Genomic DNA, 15,820 nt, shown 5'->3' with positions numbered 1-15,820 from the left:
TTGTTGCGATATGATCAATTTCTCCCGTCGTTTCGCCGTATCGGCGAGAGTATTGGCCCCAATACTCTTATTCGCATTATGCCAATCGGCTTCCGCCCAAGTCAGAATTTCCCAGTTGGTCGGCCTATGACGCGAGGAAGCGCTGAGCCGCGCTGCTCTGGGTGTGACCGCCCTCGACCCATCGTGTCCAAACGATTGCAGCAGGCGCCCCCAATGATGCAAGCTGCCGCAGGACTCTATGGCGACGAGAACTGGCGGAAGCCGCTCGAAGTAGCGGATCATCTCGGCTCGCCGAAACTGGCGCCGAACGACCACTATCTCATTCTCATCAACACCGTGAAGCTGGAACACGGACTTCGAAGTATCCATGTCGATACGAACGGGACATTCATTAGACTTTCCTCTCATCTTCTGTGACGCCAAGAGCGCCATCAAACCGTGGGGATGAGAGGCCGTCCACACCAGCACATCGGTCAGCCTTCGGTACGAAGGTGGCGCGGCTGCCACGCAAAGTTTAACAGAGTCGTGGACGGACGCCGGCCCGCCTTGGCGCATGTGCGGCAACGAAGCCGGCTGGCGAGATCGTGCACGAAGGTGGTCGGCGGATGCCTCATCGCCGCGAGGTCGATGTCGCTCGGCGTTTTGCAGCGCGCGCACCGGATCTCCAGCCAGGGGAAGTCGCCATTCACGGCCTGGTCGATGGCGGGCGAGGGATCAATCGGCTCTCCTTGGTCATCAGCATCACGATCGCTCCTCCGCCAAGGGACGAATCCTTGCAGCCCTCGATTCGTTCCGGTTGCTAACACAGAGCAGCGATTCCAAATCGTCGGGGCGGGTGCTTGTCCACGTGTTCCGCCGCTCTGTGCAAGACCAGCCACGCAGCAATCTTGTCTTCCTTGTCCACCTCGCGCATGACGACTTTCAGCGCTAGGTCCGGTAAGGGCGCTGCAGCGCCTTTGCCTCATCCCAACGGGCGCGCCGGGACGAAATTTACGCGATTTTGCCGGCTGGGCGGCCTGGCAGTCAACGCGACCGGCCAAGATATAAAGAATGACGGCGTCTGGAAGGCTTATGAATTCACTTGGCAGCCGGACGTAATTCTGTTCTGGGCTCGTTTCGAGGAGCGCTGGCTGCGCGGCACGCCAGTTTCATGATTCCAAGCGGCTGGAACACCCGCCGGCGCTGCACATTCGATAACTGGCCGAAATCCAGTCCGCATGGTTTGCGGTACCTACAAGGTCATTGCAAATGCGTCGAACCGCTGTCGCATTGATTCTCGCCATTCTGTCGAGCGGGGCCTTGGCCGATGATTTTGTCGGACAGGCCAGCGTGATCGACGGCGACACGCTGGACATGCATGGCGTGCGCATCCGGCTTTGGGGCATTGATGCACCGGAAAGCAGCCAGCTGTGCCGCGGCGAAGACAGCTTGCAATATCGTTGCGGTGCGCAGGCCGCAAACGACCTTGACGCCTTCATTGCCCGCCGTCCTGTCAATTGTGTCCCGGTCAGCCTCGACCCGTATGGCCGCACGGTTGCGACCTGCTCGGTCGCTAGTGTGGATCTCGGGGAATGGCTTGTACGCAACGGTCTTGCGTTGGATTGGCCCCAATACTCGAAGGGCAGATATCGCGAAGCTCTGCGCGAGGCTGAGCGCACCGGCCAGGGTCTCTGGAACGGCAGTTACGTGGAGCCGTGGCTCTATCGTGCATGCATCCGCGCACGTGGAAAGCCGTCCGCCTGTTCGGATGATGCAAATGCCCATCCTTGATGCGATCCCGGCAAGGCGCCAATCCACAACGTGCATTGGCCAATCACCGAACTTGGGCCGGTGGCTCTGGCGCGGTTTGGGCGACTCACGCTACCCATCATTCCCAGTCACCTCACTGCACAATGGGAATGAAATGGTTGCTGCCACTCGTGAATTGCCGGCCTCTGGTTACGCGCTTGAAGTGGACGGCCGGCTCAAAGCCGAATTTACAACGAGAGACGGCGCCAGGGCAGGTGGCGAAGAGCTCAAGAAGCGTTTTCCCATGCTTCAGATCAGGATCTATGACGCGCAGACGCATGCGCGCGAGGAAATCTAGGTTCTCCGACTCAAGCTTTGGGGGAGTTCTTCCGCTCGCGCGCGTGCGGCTCCGCCGCATCGGGCTTTCGTGAACCGAGCCGCTTTGCGTCTCGGCGATCCGGCTTTAATCCCTCGCGCAAGGGGATGCGGAGCTCCTCGCCGGGGGCACTCGGAAAAGGGGCTCGCCTGCGGCGATCGCTATCACTGCCCCGTTCCCGGGTGCCGCTATTGAACCGGTCTCGTCACGGCACTCGGACCCGCGTGCCCCTTCGGGTCGCTATGCTCACGCTCTCCGGGTGCCATTGGGAGGCGATGCGCCCCTGGCGCACGCCTGGTCGGGCCTGCGGCCTAGAGACTCAATGCCAAAGGCGGGCCGCGTCGCAGATGTCGCATTCTCTCAGGTAGAGGCGAGAGTCAGAGTGTCGGCCGGGTTTTGCCGTGACGGGTTACAGGCTGCGAGAGAGGCTCGCGGCGCCCGTCGCGGAGATCCGCGATGTCCAGACACCATACTCGGACGCGCACCGGTGAGGACCGGGCAAACCTTTATGACGAAATCACCAACAAGATCATCACCGAACTGGAGGCTGGCCGAGTGCCATGGGTGCAGCCTTGGGGTACCGCGGCGGCAAAGGCGCCTCTGGCCATGCCGAAAAGCGCAGCGTCCGGCCGTCAATACAGCGGCATAAACATTCTAATTCTCTGGGGTACCGCCACGGAACGTGGATTCAGCGGTCAGAGCTGGCTTACCTTCCGCCAGGCGCTGTCGCTCGGTGGTCACGTCCGCAAGGGCGAGCGCGGCACGACCGTCGTCTATGCCGACCGCTTTGTGCCGGTCGACGAAAAGCGCCGCGCACATGAGACCGGCGAAGAGGCACAAGCTGTTCCATTTTTGAAGCGCTTCACAGTTTTCAATCTCGATCAATGCGACGGGCTGGCTTCGGACATCGTAACCGCTGCGCCACCACCGCCACCCGGCATGATCGAGCCGACGGTCGATGCTCTGATCAAGGCGAGCGGCATCGACTTCCGGATCGGCGGCAACCGCGCCTTCTATGCGCCGACGGAAGATTATGTGCAGGTGCCCCCACCGCAAGCCTATTTCGAACCGATCAATTGGCATCGAACGGCCCTGCACGAATTGGCGCATGCCAGCGGCCATCCATCACGTCTCAACCGCGACTTGTCGGGCAGCTTTGGTACCAGGAAGTACGCCTTCGAGGAGTTGGTTGCGGAAATCTCGTCCGCGTTCGGTTGCGCCTCGCTCGGTATCGTGCCCACGGTGCGGCACGCCGACTATATCGGCTCGTGGCTTGAAGTCTTGCGCGAGGACAATCGTGCAATTGTCCGGGCCGCTTCCCAGGCCAGCAAGGTCGCGGACTATCTCCTTGGATTCTTGCCGGAAGTGGTTGTCGACATCACCACGGAGAGAGCGGATCAGGAAGCGGCGTGAGGTTCTCCTCCGTCACCGCGAGCACGAGAGTGAGAGGGCAGGGGCGTTTCCGCGACGGGTTGGAGGTCGAGAGAGAGGCTCTCGGCTGCCCGTCGTGGAGAATCGATATGACGAAGGCTGTCCAAAAGATCACGCTGTCCCCCTCACGCGACATTCCGTTCAACAAGCTGGTCCTCAGCCAGTCCAACGTCCGGCATGTGAAGGCGGGCATTTCCATCGAGCAGCTCGCTGAAAGCATCGCGCAGCGTACGCTGCTGCAAAGTCTAAATGTGCGGGCGGTTGTGGACACCGAAGGCAATGAAACCGGCATGTTCGAGGTGCCGGCAGGCGGCAGGCGTTATCGGGCGCTGGAGCTTCTCGTCAAGCAGAAGCGCATGGCAAAGACCCAGGCAGTTCCTTGCGTTGTGCGCGAGGGGGCATCGCTGAGGACGATTCGCTTGCGGAGAATGGCGAGCGAATTGGGCTTCATCCGCTCGATCAGTTCCGGGCATTCCAGACCTTGAGTGGCTCCGGATTGTCCGACGAGGATATCGCTGCCCGGCATTTCGTGACACCGGCCGTCGTGAAGCAACGCCTCCGGCTGGCGTCGGTGTCGCCAAAGCTCCACGACGTCTATGCCGAAGACGGCATGACACTCGAGCAGCTCATGGCTTTCTCTGTTACAGCCGACCACGCCAGGCAGGAGCAGGTCTGGGAGAACGTCAGCCGATCCGGCTATGATGAGTCCTATCAGATCCGGCGAATGCTCACGGAAAATACCGTGCGCGCGTCCGATCGCCGCGTTTAGTTCATTGGGCTGGATGCTTACGAGCAGGCTGGTGGCGGCGTTTTGCGGGATCTGTTCGAGCACGATGATGGCGGTTGGCTTCAGGACGTTGCTTTGCTCGACCGTCTCGTGACAGAAAAGCTCAAAGCCGAAGCCGAGACGATTGCAGCCGAAGGCTCGGTCGCCGTCGAATTCCCCTACGGCCACACGGAGGGCCTGCGCAAAATCGAGGGCAAACCTGTCGATCTTTCCCTGGAGGATCAGGCCACCGTCGACACCCTCGGCGCGGAGCAAGCCAAGCTTGAAGCCGACTATCAGGATGCCGACGAGTTGCCCGACGACGTCGACCAGCGTCTCGGCGAAATCGAGACGGCACTACTCGCGTTCGAAGACCGGCCGATGGTTTACGATCCGGCCGAGATCGCCCGCGCCGGCGTCTTCGTCAGCATCGATTTCGAAGGGCGCCTCTCGGTGGATCGGGGTTACGTCCGGCCGGAGGACGAGGTGGCCGCGGTCGATCCTGATGTCGGTCAGGGCGCCGATACACAATGGATCGAGGCGAAGGAGGCAGGTAGCTCCGTCCAGCGCACGGTCATCGCGTTTGCTGGCGGCGCTGCTGATACTGAAGACGATGACGAGGACGCGACCAAACCTCTGCCGGATCGCCTGATCACGGAGTTGACAGCGCATCGCACGCTGGCATTGCGGGATGCGCTGGCGGAAAATCCTGCAATTGCGTTCCAGGCGGTGCTGTACAACTTCGTGCTGATGGCTTTTTACCGGTTCGCATCGACCGGAAGCTGCCTTGAGATCAGCCTTCGCACGCCGACCTTTCCGGCTCAAGCGACTGGCTTGAGGGAAAGCGCGTCCGCGAAGGCCGTGGAGGCCCGGCACGATTCCTGGAAAGCACGGTGCCGAAGGGCGAGAATGATCTCTGGGATGCGCTCACAGCCCTCGACGGCGCCGCACAGGCATCCCTGTTCGCTCACTGTGCGTCATTTGCGGTCAACGCCGTCCATGAGCCGGCCAACCGCTACAATCAGGGCCGCGTATCCGCCCCCGGCGTCCGCACCCGGCTCGCCCGGGCTGACGTGCTGGCACGAGCGGCCGGCCCGGCCTCGACATGGTTCAAGCGAGCTGGAAGCCCTCCGTCGACAATTATCTCGGCCGGGTCACCAAGCCGCGCATTCTGGAGGCGGTGCGGGAAGCAAGAGGCGAATCGTCCGCGCAACTGATCGACCACCTGAAAAAGGCGGACATGGCCAAGGAGGCCGAGCGTCTTCTCGATGGTTCGGGCTGGTTGCCGGAGCCACTGCGTCTTGTCGATCCCAATGCGGCGTCAGGGGAGCAGGAGAGTGAAGCGGGCCCGCTGCCCTAATTCCTCGCCGAGGACGAGGATCGGGACAACGCGAGCGACGATGATCCGCAACAGCTCGACGCGGCTGAGTGATATCGCAGAAGGGACGGCTCCGGCCGTCCGGCAATTGCTTGGGGACCGGTGTGCCGCGCCGGTCCCCATTTTTATGGGCGAGAGCTGAGAGGGAGAGCCGGGCCGGGAAGGGTTTGAGCCGTCGGGTCTTAAGGAGAGCACCTGATGGTTCGACCCGTTTCCTGCTCTCCGAAAGAACCCTGCCATGACCGAATCTCTCGCCGGCGGCGCGGCCGCCGCGCCGCTCTCGATGCGCGCCGCTGCATCTCTCACCTCCGCCGCCGTCAGGGCCGCCCGACAGCTCTCGACCGATCTCGAGCGCGGCCGGCGCATCGATGCCGCTGTCCTGCGCGGCGCCATGGAAGCTGCCGTCCGCGCTTCCGACGCCACTGGCGTCTGGAACTGGAAGACCGCCTACGATGTCTGCGAGGCGGCAACCGTTCTGTTCCTTCGCAAGTTCGGTCCGGCCATCCGGACCAAGGCTGACTCGACGGCCGCGATGCCGCCGATGCTCGCGAAGATCGCCAGTCTTCTTCCCACCCACACACGCCGCTCGGAGGACAGCCAGGCCCTTCAACAATTCTCGCCGCCGATCCCGCTTGGGCTCGCCGCATGCACCGCGGCCGGCATCACGCCGTCCGATCGGGTTTTGGAGCCCTCTGCGGGGACCGGCTTGCTCGCCATCTTTGCCGAGCTCGCTGGAGGCACCTTGGTACTGAACGAACTGGCCGAGACCCGCGCGGCGTTGCTCGACCAACTATTTGCCAACGTTACGGTCACGCGGTTCGACGCCGCCCAGATCAATGATCACCTCGATGCGAGTGTCGTACCGAGCGTCGTCTTGATGAACCCGCCGTTCTCCGCGTTGGCGAACGTCGATCGACGGATGGCGGACGCGGCTTTCCGGCACATCGCCTCAGCCTTGGCGCGCCTTTGCGATGGCGGGCGTCTGGTCGCCATTACCGGCGCGAGCTTTGCGCCGGACAATCCGGCGTGGCGAGACGCCTTCGTTCGTTTCCAGGAGAGCGGGCGGGTGGTATTTTCTGTCGCCATCGACGGCGCGGTCTATGCGAAACACGGAACGCAGACCGACACAAGGCTGCTTGTGATCGACAAGTTGCCCGCCGCAGATCCGAAAGTCCTTCTGGCTTCACTTCGCGATGTCGCCACCTTGCTTGACTGGGTGACCCAGTATGTGCCGCCGAGGCTGCCCATCGCGACGCCGATAGCGGTCGACGTCATCAGGCGCCCTGCAGTATCACGAGTGGTCGGCGCATTTGCGCCACGCCCATCGTCCGCTTCGAGCCGCGTAGCGCCCGAAGGCGTAGAACTGATCAACGAGACGGTCGAATGGTCGCCGCCCGAAGGCGCCCGACTGACCGACGCGCTTTATGAGGAATATGGACTGCAGGCGATCCGCATTCCGGACTCGCGTGCGCATCCGACGAAACTCGTGCAGTCTGCCGCGATGGCCTCGGTCGCGCCGCCGAAGCCGTCGCACCGGCTACATCTGCCGGCCAATGTCGTGGCGGACGGCATCCTGTCCGACGCCCAACTTGAAAGTGTCATCTATGCAGGCGAGGCGCATTCCGAATTTCTTGCGGGCTCCTGGACGGTCGATGCGACCTTTGACGTGGTGGCGGCCGCGCGCGACGACGCAGAGAATGCCGTGCGTTTTCGCCGCGGCTGGTTTTTGGGTGACGGCACCGGCGCGGGCAAGGGGCGGCAGGTCGCCGGCATCCTGCTCGATAACTGGTTCAAGGGGCGGCGCCGTGCCGTCTGGATCAGCAAATCCGACAAGTTGACCGAAGACGCGCAGCGCGATTGGTCCGCGCTCGGCATGGAGCGGTTGCTGGTGACGCCGTTGTCACGTTTCCGGCAGGGCACACCGATCCGGCTCGCGGAAGGCGTCCTATTCACCACCTACGCTACGCTGCGCACCGACGAGCGCGGCGAGAAGCTTTCGCGCGTGCGGCAGATCGTCGAATGGTTGGGCTCCGACTTCGACGGAATGATCGTCTTCGACGAGAGCCACGCGATGCAGAACGCGGCAGGCCAGAAGGGCGAGCGCGGCGACCAGGCGGCCTCCCAGCAGGGGCGCGCGGGGCTGAGGCTCCAGCACGCCTTGCCGAATGCCCGCGTCGTCTATGTCTCGGCGACCGGTGCCACGACCGTGCACAATCTGGCCTATGGCCAGCGGCTGGGCTTATGGGGCGGCGCCGATTTCCCGTTCGCCACGCGTGCCGAGTTCGTCGAGGCGATCGAGGAGGGTGGCGTCGCCGCCATGGAGGTCCTCGCGCGCGACCTTAAGGCGCTCGGTCTCTACACGGCCCGCTCGCTCTCTTACGAGGGCGTCGCCTATGAGCTCATCGAGCACCAGCTCACGCCCGAGCAGGTTCGCATCTACGATGCCTACGCGGGCGCGTTCAGCGTCATCCATAGTAATCTCGATGCCGCGATGCGGGCCGCAAACATCACCGGCGAGACCGGCACGCTGAACCGCCAGGCCAAATCGGCCGCGCGATCTGCTTTTGAGAGCGCCAAGCAGCGCTTCTTTGGCCACCTCCTGACCTCGATGAAGACGCCGTCGCTGATCCGATCGATAGAACGCGATCTCGACGCCGGCCATACCGCCGTCATCCAGATTGTCTCGAGGGGCGAAGCGCTGATGGAGCGCCGGCTCGCCGAGATCCCGACCGAGGAGTGGGGCGACGTCCGGGTCGACATCACCCCACGCGAGTATGTCCTCGATTACCTCGCCCATTCCTTTCCGATCCAGCTCTACGAGCCCTTCTCGGACTCGGAGGGCAACCTCTGCTCCCGGCCCGTCTATCGCGACGGCCAACCGGTCGAGAGCCGGGAGGCCGTCGCCCGCCGGGACCGCCTCATCGAGAAGCTCGCCTCGCTGCCGCCGGTGCCTGGGGCGCTAGACCAGGTCGTCCAGCGCTTCGGCACCGACATGGTCGCCGAAGTGACCGGCCGCTCGCGCCGCATCGTTCGCAAAGGAGACCGGCTGGTCGTTGAAAACCGGGCCGCTTCCGCAAACCTCGCCGAGACGTCGGCCTTCATGGATGAGGTTAAGCGGATCCTCGTGTTCTCCGACGCGGGCGGCACGGGGAGGAGCTACCATGCCGAGCTGTCGGCGCGGAATCGCCGCCTGCGCGTCCACTATTTGCTCGAGCCCGGCTGGAAAGCGGACGCCGCGATCCAGGGGCTCGGCCGCGCCAACCGGACCAACGAGGGGCAGCCGCCGCTGTTTCGTCCTATCGCTACCGACGTGAAGGCCGAAAAGCGATTTCTGAGCACCATTGCCCGTCGGCTCGACACGTTGGGCGCGATCACGCGCGGCCAGCGCCAGACCGGAGGGCAGGGCCTGTTCCGGCCCGAGAACAATCTCGAAAGTCAATACGGGCGTGATGCGTTGCGCCAACTCCACACGCTGCTCGCGCGCGGCAAGGTCGAGGGCTGCTTGCTCGAGAGGTTCGAGGATGCGACCGGCCTGAAGCTCACGGATCCCAATGGGCTCAGGGATGACCTGCCGCCGATCACGACTTTCCTGAACAGGTTGCTGGCGCTCACGATCGATCTTCAGAATATCCTGTTCACCGTCTTCGAGCAGCTGTTGACCGATCGGATCGACGGCGCGGTCGCGTCGGGCAGCTATGACGTCGGGCTGGAAACGCTCCGAGCTGAGAGCTTTGTCGTCACCGATCGGCGGACGATCTACGTCCATCCGAGCACAAGCGCCGAGACCCGGCTGCTCACGATCACCCAGCGCCAGCGCAATCATCCTGTGAGCCTGGATGACGCTCTCGGTCGTCTTTCCGATCTTCGTGCTGTCTTGATGATCAATGAGCGCTCGGGGCGAGCCGCGGTGCATGTCCCAGCCCCAAGCTTTATGCTCGACGACGGCGAGATCGAGCGGCGCGTCCGCCTGATCCGGCCGATGGAGCAGCACAGCATCCCCCTCGACATGATGGCGGAAAGCCATTGGGTCGGGGCGGACCGTGAACGCTTCGCCGCGGCTTGGCTCGCGGAGCTTGCCGAGGTGCCCGAGTTCACGGACAGCACGATCCACGTCGTGGCCGGCTTGCTGCTGCCGATTTGGACGCGGCTGCCGAACGAGTCGACCCGGGTCTATCGGCTGCAGACCGATGCGGGTGAGCGGATCATCGGCCGCAAGGTCTCGGCGACCTGGGTCGCGAATGCCCTTGCGGCGGACGCGCCGGCGTTGACGCCGGACGCTGCCTTCGCCGCGCTGATGGAGGGACGGACCGTCCTCGAGCTTGCGGAGGGATTCCAACTTCGCCGTGTCCGAGTGATGGGCGCACACCGCATCGAACTCTCGGGCTTCAACGACACCATGCGCGATCGCTTGCGGGCTTACGGCCTCTTTGGAGAGATCATCTCCTGGAAGCTGCGCATGTTCGTGCCGACGGACGCGAGCGGCGTCGAGATCCTGTCGAAGGTGCTCGATACCTATCCGGTTGCGCGCATCGGTGAGCGGGAGGCCGCCTGATGCCCCGCGATGCTTCCGAACTGGCAGGCCGCCTCGCGCGCGAGGCGGAGGCGGTGTGCCGACACTATCTCTCCAATGGCAAGCGGGCGGGCCGGTACTGGCTGGTCGGCGACGTCCACAACACCCCGGGCCGCTCGCTATTCGTGCGGCTCCAGGAATCGCCGAAGGGGCCGGCGGGCAAGTGGACCGATGCCGCAACCGGCGCGCATGGTGATCTCCTCGACATCATCCGCGAAACTCTGGCTCTGCGACACTTTCGTGAGGTCGCCGAGGAGGCGAGGCGCTTTTTGAACCTGCCTCGTTCTGAGCAGAAGCCCGCCCCAAGACCTATTCCCCCAGCCGTACCGCCCGGATCGCAGGTAGCCGCCCGTCGGCTCTTTGCGATATCCAGCCCGATCGAGGGGACACTGGCTGAAACGTACCTGCAGCGCCGCGGAATAACCCGCGTCCACCATGATGGCAGCCTGCGCTTCCACCCACGTTGCTACTATCGGCCCGACGACCATCTGCCGACTGAAACCTGGCCGGCGATGATCGCCCGCGTCACGGATCTTGACGGTCGGATCACCGGCGTGCACCGGACCTGGCTCGATCCGGACTGCTTTGATGGTGTTCGGCTCGGCAAGGCTCCGATCGATACCCCACGACGCGCGATGGGCGATCTGATCGGCAACGCCGTTCGGTTCGGCGTGGTGGATGACGTGCTCGCTGCCGGCGAGGGTATCGAAACTATGCTGTCGCTGCGCTACCTGCTGCCGACAATGCCGATGGCGGCAGCGCTTTCGGCTAATCACCTCTCCGCCATGACGCTGCCGTCTAGCTTGCGCCGGCTCTACATTGCGCGCGATGCCGATGCCGCCGGTGATGCGGTGCTGGCAATTCTCAGTCAGCGCGCAGCAAACGCCGGCATTGAAGTGGTCGTGCTGTCGCCCCAGCTGGGCGACTTCAACGAAGATCTGCATGTCTTCGGTCTCGAAGCCCTCCGAGCAGCGCTGCGGTTTCAGCTTGTGCCAGAGGATGTCGTTCGCTTCCTGCATTCGTCGACGGTGGCCGCGGAATAGCTCCCGGTCTTCGATCGACGTTGATAGGCCGGTCATAGGCGAGGTCAATACCGGAAGAGGACACGACCTCGGCCTTCTAGGGGGCGATCGGACGGCAAGCGGCCAGGGCCGGCAATGGCTAACGTCCGGCTATTTTCCGCCGCGCGCCAGAGATGTGAAGACACATCATGCAGTTGGCCGCGCGCTTTGCATCGCGAAGCAAAATAGCCGGCCTCTGCCATCCTCCGCTGCCGCTTCGGCCCTGTCGGGTTCTGGCCCGGCCCGCCCGCCGTCAGAGGATCGCCACGAAGGCCGCGATGGTCGCGGCCGATCCGGCAAAGGACCTCTTCCCATGACCGACCATGACGACATCGAACCGCCGCATGCCTCTTCCCCGACCGACCACATCCTCACGGAAATACAACTCTTCGGCTACCGCCCCTTCGACGACCAGCCCGATCCAAGACCCCTTCCGGAGGACAAAATGATCGCCGGCGCCGTGGCCGATATCTTCGATGCCCTGGTTGCGACCTTGAACGACACGCGGCTCGAGCCGGACCTCGACGATCTGCTCTGGTCGACCGTGAACCTGTTCCACCGTGCCGTCGATCGCATCGAACGCCACCTCGACGACAACGAGCAGGCGCAGCACCAAAGCCAGCGCGAACAGAACGGCTCCGAAGTACGTTCGGTCGAACTCGAGCGCCTGACGACCGAAGGCATCACGCTGATCGAGCGCCGCAACTGCCTGGAACTGTTCCGGGATCAGGCCATCGAGCGATTTGAGGTCAACACCGGCTTAGCTTGGCGTCCTCGGTCGGGATCATTGGTCAATCACCGAACCCTCACCGCGGCAATGATCGACTCCCGCGACTTCATCGCCGCCAAGCGTCGTTCCGAGACTGAGGTCATGTTGCCACCAGGGCCGAAAATCGCACTCACCGGTGGGCTCGACTTCAACGACCACCACCTCGTCTGGGATCGGCTCGACAAGGTACATGCCAAGCATCCCGACATGGTCCTCCTGCATGGCGGCTCCCCGAAAGGCGCCGAACTGATCGCCTCGAAATGGGCGACCACCCGCAAGGTGCCACAGATCGCCTTCAAACCCGATTGGACGAAACACGCCAAGGCGGCGCCGTTCAAGCGCAACGATGCGATGCTCGAACTCCTGCCGATCGGCGTCATGCATTTCCCGGGCACGGGAATCCAGGACAATCTCGCCGACAAGGCGAAGCGGCTCGGCATTCCCGTCTGGAGGTTCGGCGGCGCGTGAGCGCCGTCGCCTCGAAGACGCCAAGGTGGAGTTGCACGCCGCAACTCCGCCTCGTTTCGTTTTTACATCCAAAACTGCGCCGTGGTGGTGGTGGAAGGCGCGATTGATAAATCCATGCACATGGAGCCACCACCATGCTCGCTATTGGGCTTGTTCTCAACACACTCGGCATTGGCTTGTTCTGCTGGGCTATCTTTGCCCTTGCTGTGTATGCGCTACCGTTTTTCGTCGCACTCAGTGTCGGGATGTTGGCATTTCGTCATGGCGCGGGCGTCTTCGGCGCACTGCTTATCGGAATTGCTTCTGGCACGCTGACGCTTGCCGCTGGTCAGGTCGCCGTCGCCGTTAGTCGGTCCTTGACCTTGCGCGTTGCGATGGCAACCGTATTCGCGGTCCCCGCAGCGATCACCGGCTATCAGGTGATTTTTGCCCTGTCGCAGATCGGGGTGCCTTCATTGGCTTGGCGCGAGGCGTTCGCATGCGGAGGTGCGGTTTGCATCGGCGGCACGGCATGGACACGCTTGGTCGTGTTCGCGGGGACCCCCCCCCGTCGGAGTCGGCCGGGGTGGTGGAGAATGCGCCTGAACCAGTTCTCACAGCCGCCGCGCACGGGCGTTGAGGCTTCGTCGCCATCATCGGCCGAGTAAGACGGCACAGGGCGTCACGTTGAACGAGGGGTCGACGAGCTTGAGCGAGAGGTAACCGCGTTCCCTCCTCGGGGCGCTTAAGCAAGCCGTACCGGTCTCTGTCTGGCCCACATAGCTGCGGCGGAGCTGCGCTCCGTTCGATCATTCCTTCCGGGACGATACCGCCCTTTGCGGCAGATTGTTTCTCTTTCTGCGCCGAACCCTACCAACCCCTTGTTCAGCAGAACCGAGATTCGCCAGTCTTCTCCTCAAGATTGCGATTCAGCACGCAGACCACGTGGCCTCTTTGATGGCTTGATCTGGCCGAAGACCGGCTGCGCCTCGATCGTCTGAGCCGCAACGCCTTTGATGCGATTTTCTTCCCCTGGGCTTCGCCCATTCCTCGCGCGAGGCAAGAAATTCGCCACAACGGCGTCCTCCGCTGCGCTCCGGCCCGAACGGGTGCGTCGCCGATCGTCCTCGGCCTTTAGATCGCCATCGAGGCCGCGGTGGTCGCGGGCTCGAAACACAACAGGAGAAGAGACATGGCTAACATCGGTTCTTTCAAGAAGGTCGGCAACGATTTCCAGGGCGAGATCATCACCCTGAGCTTGCAGGCCAAGGGCGTCCGCATCGTCGCCGAGACCAACCGCTCCAACGACAACGCTCCCAGCCACCGCATCTATGTAGGCCGGGCGGAGATCGGGGCAGCCTGGTCGAAGCGCTCCGAAGAGGGACGCGACTACCTCTCGCTCAAGCTCGACGACCCCTCGTTCAACGCGCCGATCTACGCGAACCTGTTCGATGAGGAAGGCGGCGAAGGCTACACCTTGCTCTGGTCGCGGCCGCGCAAGAACGGAGAGTGAGGCTCATTACCGCCAAGCCCCTCCCGACGACCTCGGGCGGGGCTCCCTCTTGGAGAAAAGCCGACCGAGCAAAGCTGCAGCTGGACCGGCTTGGTCGCGTCGATTTTCAAGTTTAAGACACGCACTTACGTGGCGCTTGTCCGCATGGCTTGAACTCGCCCAAATGCTATTGCTTCTTGGAACGCAGACGCGCTGACTTGCGACCCTTAGGCAATGTCTTGGGTGTGGCCGCTCCCCTGGGTGGCTGAACAAAGAATTCAGATAAATGAACGCCTAGCGTCTCGGCGAGCCGGTCGAGAAGATCAATTGTCGGATTCTCGGATTGCCGCTCAAGGCCGCTCATATATGAGCGGTCGATCCCGGCATCGTAGGCCAGTTGCTCTTGCGGAATACCGCGATCCACGCGGATCCGGCGCACATTCCAGGCAACGAGCGCACGAGCTTTCATGCGCTCAAACAGCCATTAGGCAGACCATCAAACCACTGGCTATAACCGAACTATTTTGGTAAGTTTCGCTTACAATGCAGATTAGCGAAGTGCGCGCATAAGCCTACATGACGAAGCCACCGTTAGATCCCGATGTCGCGGATGTTGCGCCGCATGAGCCGGTGCTGACGACCTATGACGAGCAGCATCTCGTGACGTACTGGCGACTTCTTGATGCCGAAGCCGATGGCGCGGATTGGAAAGAAGTGACCCGGATCGTGTTGCACATCGATCCCGATCGTGAACCGGATCGCGCTCGCAATGCGTTTGATAGTCATCTGGCCCGCGCAAAATGGATGGCAGACCACGGCTACCGTGACTTGCTTCGCGGCGGCGCTCCTAAATAGCAAAATCTGTCATGAAGAATTCGCACTTGAGAACAGATTTCCCCGCTGACGCGTGATCGCCTGCAGGCATCACGCAATGCATAATTGGTGACTTCCCCGACAATCCCAAGCTTCATAGACATTGCGCCGCAATCGAGTTACGGCAGGAGATAACAGCAATGTCTGAGTTCGACTGGCGCTCACCGGAGGCGTATCAGCACGCTATCAAGTCGGGCGAGATGGCGGATTTCGCCTGGGAGTCACTGCGGCGCAGCCCGAACTATCGAGCTTCCTATCGTGAAAATCGATCCCAGATGACCTCCGAGTTCCGAAGGAGATGGGGCGTCTGCTTTCGCCCATGACCCGCAGGGGTCCTTTCACCAACAGACTATCTTCTGGGCACCTGAGGCGTTGCCGACGGTGGTGCCGGTCGTTCGCAGCGCGTCCGGCTCTAAAACGGTCGGCGCGGGGCTACAGCTTGCCGACCTTTCATCGGGCGCCATCAGACAGGCATCTGATGGCTGGCATGCCGTATTGCGCATTCAAGGGGCACAACATCATCTCTGGCTCAAAGAGGCGCCGCAGTTTGGTGTCTCTTATGCGGCCGAACTGCCGCTCGATGCGGACTTTGAGATCCGCGCCCACGCCTCACATCGGCTGTGGCGCACAATCAACGGCCGCCCGCCGGGACCTCCCTTTCATCAGCTTTCGGCGCAGCGGCGCGAACGACTCGTCTTGGTGCTGCGTGCGCTCGATGGACACATGGAGGGTGCTTCCTATCGCGTCATCGCCGAGGTGCTGTTCGGCCGAAAACGCATGCCCGAGCGCGCCTGGAAAACCCACGAATTGCGCAGCCGGACCATCCGCCTGGTGCAGGCTGGTTTGGCTCTGATGCGCGGCGGCTATCGCGCATTGCTACGTCCTTCATCTCGCAAGGAGTAGAGCAGGGGTGCCGGAAATCATCGTTC

General features: G+C 62.7%; 12 protein-coding genes and 3 pseudogenes. 12 read left to right on the top strand and 3 right to left on the bottom strand.

What is annotated here, in order from left to right; genetic code table 11:
* Positions 1 to 147: 147 nt before the first annotated feature.
* Both RX329_RS37435 and RX329_RS37430 read right to left on the bottom strand, forming a co-directional pair.
* Positions 148 to 408: pseudogene (locus RX329_RS37435) on the bottom strand (IS110 family transposase); the annotation flags it as partial.
* Between the two features lie 65 nt (positions 409 to 473).
* Positions 474 to 728 (bottom strand): annotated as a pseudogene (locus RX329_RS37430) (hypothetical protein); the annotation flags it as partial.
* Positions 729 to 1,248: 520 nt separating this feature from the next.
* On the opposite strand from RX329_RS37430, the gene RX329_RS37425 reads away from it, so the two are divergent.
* From RX329_RS37425 to RX329_RS37385, 9 genes and pseudogenes are all read left to right on the top strand, one after another.
* On the top strand, positions 1,249 to 1,770 hold the full coding sequence (locus tag RX329_RS37425) for a thermonuclease family protein (protein ID WP_317245288.1): 522 nt from the start codon (positions 1,249 to 1,251) through the stop codon (positions 1,768 to 1,770).
* Between the two features lie 133 nt (positions 1,771 to 1,903).
* Positions 1,904 to 2,086, top strand: a complete 183-nt coding sequence (locus RX329_RS37420) for a hypothetical protein (RefSeq protein WP_007605933.1) — start codon at positions 1,904 to 1,906, stop codon at positions 2,084 to 2,086.
* A gap of 474 nt (positions 2,087 to 2,560) precedes the next feature.
* Entirely contained in the window at positions 2,561 to 3,517 is a 957-nt protein-coding gene (locus RX329_RS37415) for an ArdC family protein (protein WP_317245287.1), read from the top strand.
* Between the two features lie 107 nt (positions 3,518 to 3,624).
* Positions 3,625 to 5,733: pseudogene (locus tag RX329_RS37410) on the top strand (ParB/RepB/Spo0J family partition protein).
* 184 nt (positions 5,734 to 5,917) lie between these two features.
* Positions 5,918 to 10,231 (top strand): bifunctional class I SAM-dependent methyltransferase/DEAD/DEAH box helicase, encoded by a 4,314-nt coding sequence (locus tag RX329_RS37405; RefSeq protein WP_317245286.1) that lies wholly within the window; start codon positions 5,918 to 5,920, stop codon positions 10,229 to 10,231.
* Positions 10,231 to 11,292: a toprim domain-containing protein gene (locus RX329_RS37400; RefSeq protein WP_317245285.1), complete on the top strand. Its 1,062-nt coding sequence runs from the start codon at positions 10,231 to 10,233 to the stop codon at positions 11,290 to 11,292. The genes RX329_RS37405 and RX329_RS37400 overlap by 1 nt, the downstream gene beginning before the upstream one ends.
* A gap of 331 nt (positions 11,293 to 11,623) precedes the next feature.
* On the top strand, positions 11,624 to 12,547 hold the full coding sequence (locus RX329_RS37395) for a DUF2493 domain-containing protein (RefSeq protein ID WP_317245284.1): 924 nt from the start codon (positions 11,624 to 11,626) through the stop codon (positions 12,545 to 12,547).
* Positions 12,548 to 12,681: 134 nt separating this feature from the next.
* Positions 12,682 to 13,194 carry a hypothetical protein gene (locus RX329_RS37390; RefSeq protein ID WP_317245283.1) on the top strand — a complete coding sequence of 171 codons (513 nt, stop codon included), beginning with the start codon at positions 12,682 to 12,684 and terminating at the stop codon, positions 13,192 to 13,194.
* A 524-nt stretch (positions 13,195 to 13,718) separates the two neighbouring features.
* Positions 13,719 to 14,039, top strand: a complete 321-nt coding sequence (locus RX329_RS37385) for a DUF736 domain-containing protein (RefSeq protein ID WP_007605948.1) — start codon at positions 13,719 to 13,721, stop codon at positions 14,037 to 14,039.
* Positions 14,040 to 14,205: 166 nt separating this feature from the next.
* Here RX329_RS37385 and RX329_RS37380 read toward each other — a convergent pair whose 3' ends face one another.
* Positions 14,206 to 14,487 (bottom strand): helix-turn-helix transcriptional regulator, encoded by a 282-nt coding sequence (locus tag RX329_RS37380; protein ID WP_317245282.1) that lies wholly within the window; start codon positions 14,485 to 14,487, stop codon positions 14,206 to 14,208.
* 107 nt (positions 14,488 to 14,594) lie between these two features.
* Here RX329_RS37380 and RX329_RS37375 point away from each other — a divergent pair, with 107 nt between their 5' ends.
* The 3 genes from RX329_RS37375 (at position 14,595) to RX329_RS37365 (ending at position 15,794) form a co-directional block, all read left to right on the top strand.
* Positions 14,595 to 14,873: a DNA -binding domain-containing protein gene (locus RX329_RS37375; RefSeq protein WP_148778166.1), complete on the top strand. Its 279-nt coding sequence runs from the start codon at positions 14,595 to 14,597 to the stop codon at positions 14,871 to 14,873.
* A 158-nt stretch (positions 14,874 to 15,031) separates the two neighbouring features.
* A complete protein-coding gene (locus tag RX329_RS37370) occupies positions 15,032 to 15,214 on the top strand; it encodes a transcriptional regulator domain-containing protein (protein WP_317245281.1) in 183 nt (60 codons plus the stop codon).
* A 58-nt stretch (positions 15,215 to 15,272) separates the two neighbouring features.
* The gene (locus RX329_RS37365) at positions 15,273 to 15,794 is read left to right on the top strand and encodes a DUF2285 domain-containing protein (protein WP_410706546.1); all 522 of its coding nucleotides are present in this window, start codon (positions 15,273 to 15,275) and stop codon (positions 15,792 to 15,794) included.
* Positions 15,795 to 15,820 lie beyond the last annotated feature (26 nt).

Source organism: Bradyrhizobium sp. BWC-3-1 (assembly GCF_032917965.1).
Lineage (GTDB): Bacteria > Pseudomonadota > Alphaproteobacteria > Rhizobiales > Xanthobacteraceae > Bradyrhizobium > Bradyrhizobium canariense_D.
The sequence above is the reverse complement of the archived record's forward strand: the minus strand, read 5'-3'. Positions and strand labels throughout refer to the sequence as shown.

What these genes read in the sequence shown, in the direction of transcription:
- RX329_RS37405 (WP_317245286.1), top strand. Translation starts at nt 5,918, where the DNA reads ATGACCGAATCTCTCGCCGGCGGCGCGGCCGCCGCGCCGCTCTCGATG.
- RX329_RS37385 (WP_007605948.1), top strand. Translation starts at nt 13,719, where the DNA reads ATGGCTAACATCGGTTCTTTCAAGAAGGTCGGCAACGATTTCCAGGGC.
- RX329_RS37420 (WP_007605933.1), top strand. Translation starts at nt 1,904, where the DNA reads ATGGTTGCTGCCACTCGTGAATTGCCGGCCTCTGGTTACGCGCTTGAA.
- RX329_RS37400 (WP_317245285.1), top strand. Translation starts at nt 10,231, where the DNA reads ATGCCCCGCGATGCTTCCGAACTGGCAGGCCGCCTCGCGCGCGAGGCG.
- RX329_RS37370 (WP_317245281.1), top strand. Translation starts at nt 15,032, where the DNA reads ATGTCTGAGTTCGACTGGCGCTCACCGGAGGCGTATCAGCACGCTATC.
- RX329_RS37425 (WP_317245288.1), top strand. Translation starts at nt 1,249, where the DNA reads ATGCGTCGAACCGCTGTCGCATTGATTCTCGCCATTCTGTCGAGCGGG.
- RX329_RS37380 (WP_317245282.1), bottom strand. Translation starts at nt 14,487, where the DNA reads ATGAAAGCTCGTGCGCTCGTTGCCTGGAATGTGCGCCGGATCCGCGTG.
- RX329_RS37395 (WP_317245284.1), top strand. Translation starts at nt 11,624, where the DNA reads ATGACCGACCATGACGACATCGAACCGCCGCATGCCTCTTCCCCGACC.
- RX329_RS37415 (WP_317245287.1), top strand. Translation starts at nt 2,561, where the DNA reads ATGTCCAGACACCATACTCGGACGCGCACCGGTGAGGACCGGGCAAAC.
- RX329_RS37390 (WP_317245283.1), top strand. Translation starts at nt 12,682, where the DNA reads ATGCTCGCTATTGGGCTTGTTCTCAACACACTCGGCATTGGCTTGTTC.
- RX329_RS37375 (WP_148778166.1), top strand. Translation starts at nt 14,595, where the DNA reads ATGACGAAGCCACCGTTAGATCCCGATGTCGCGGATGTTGCGCCGCAT.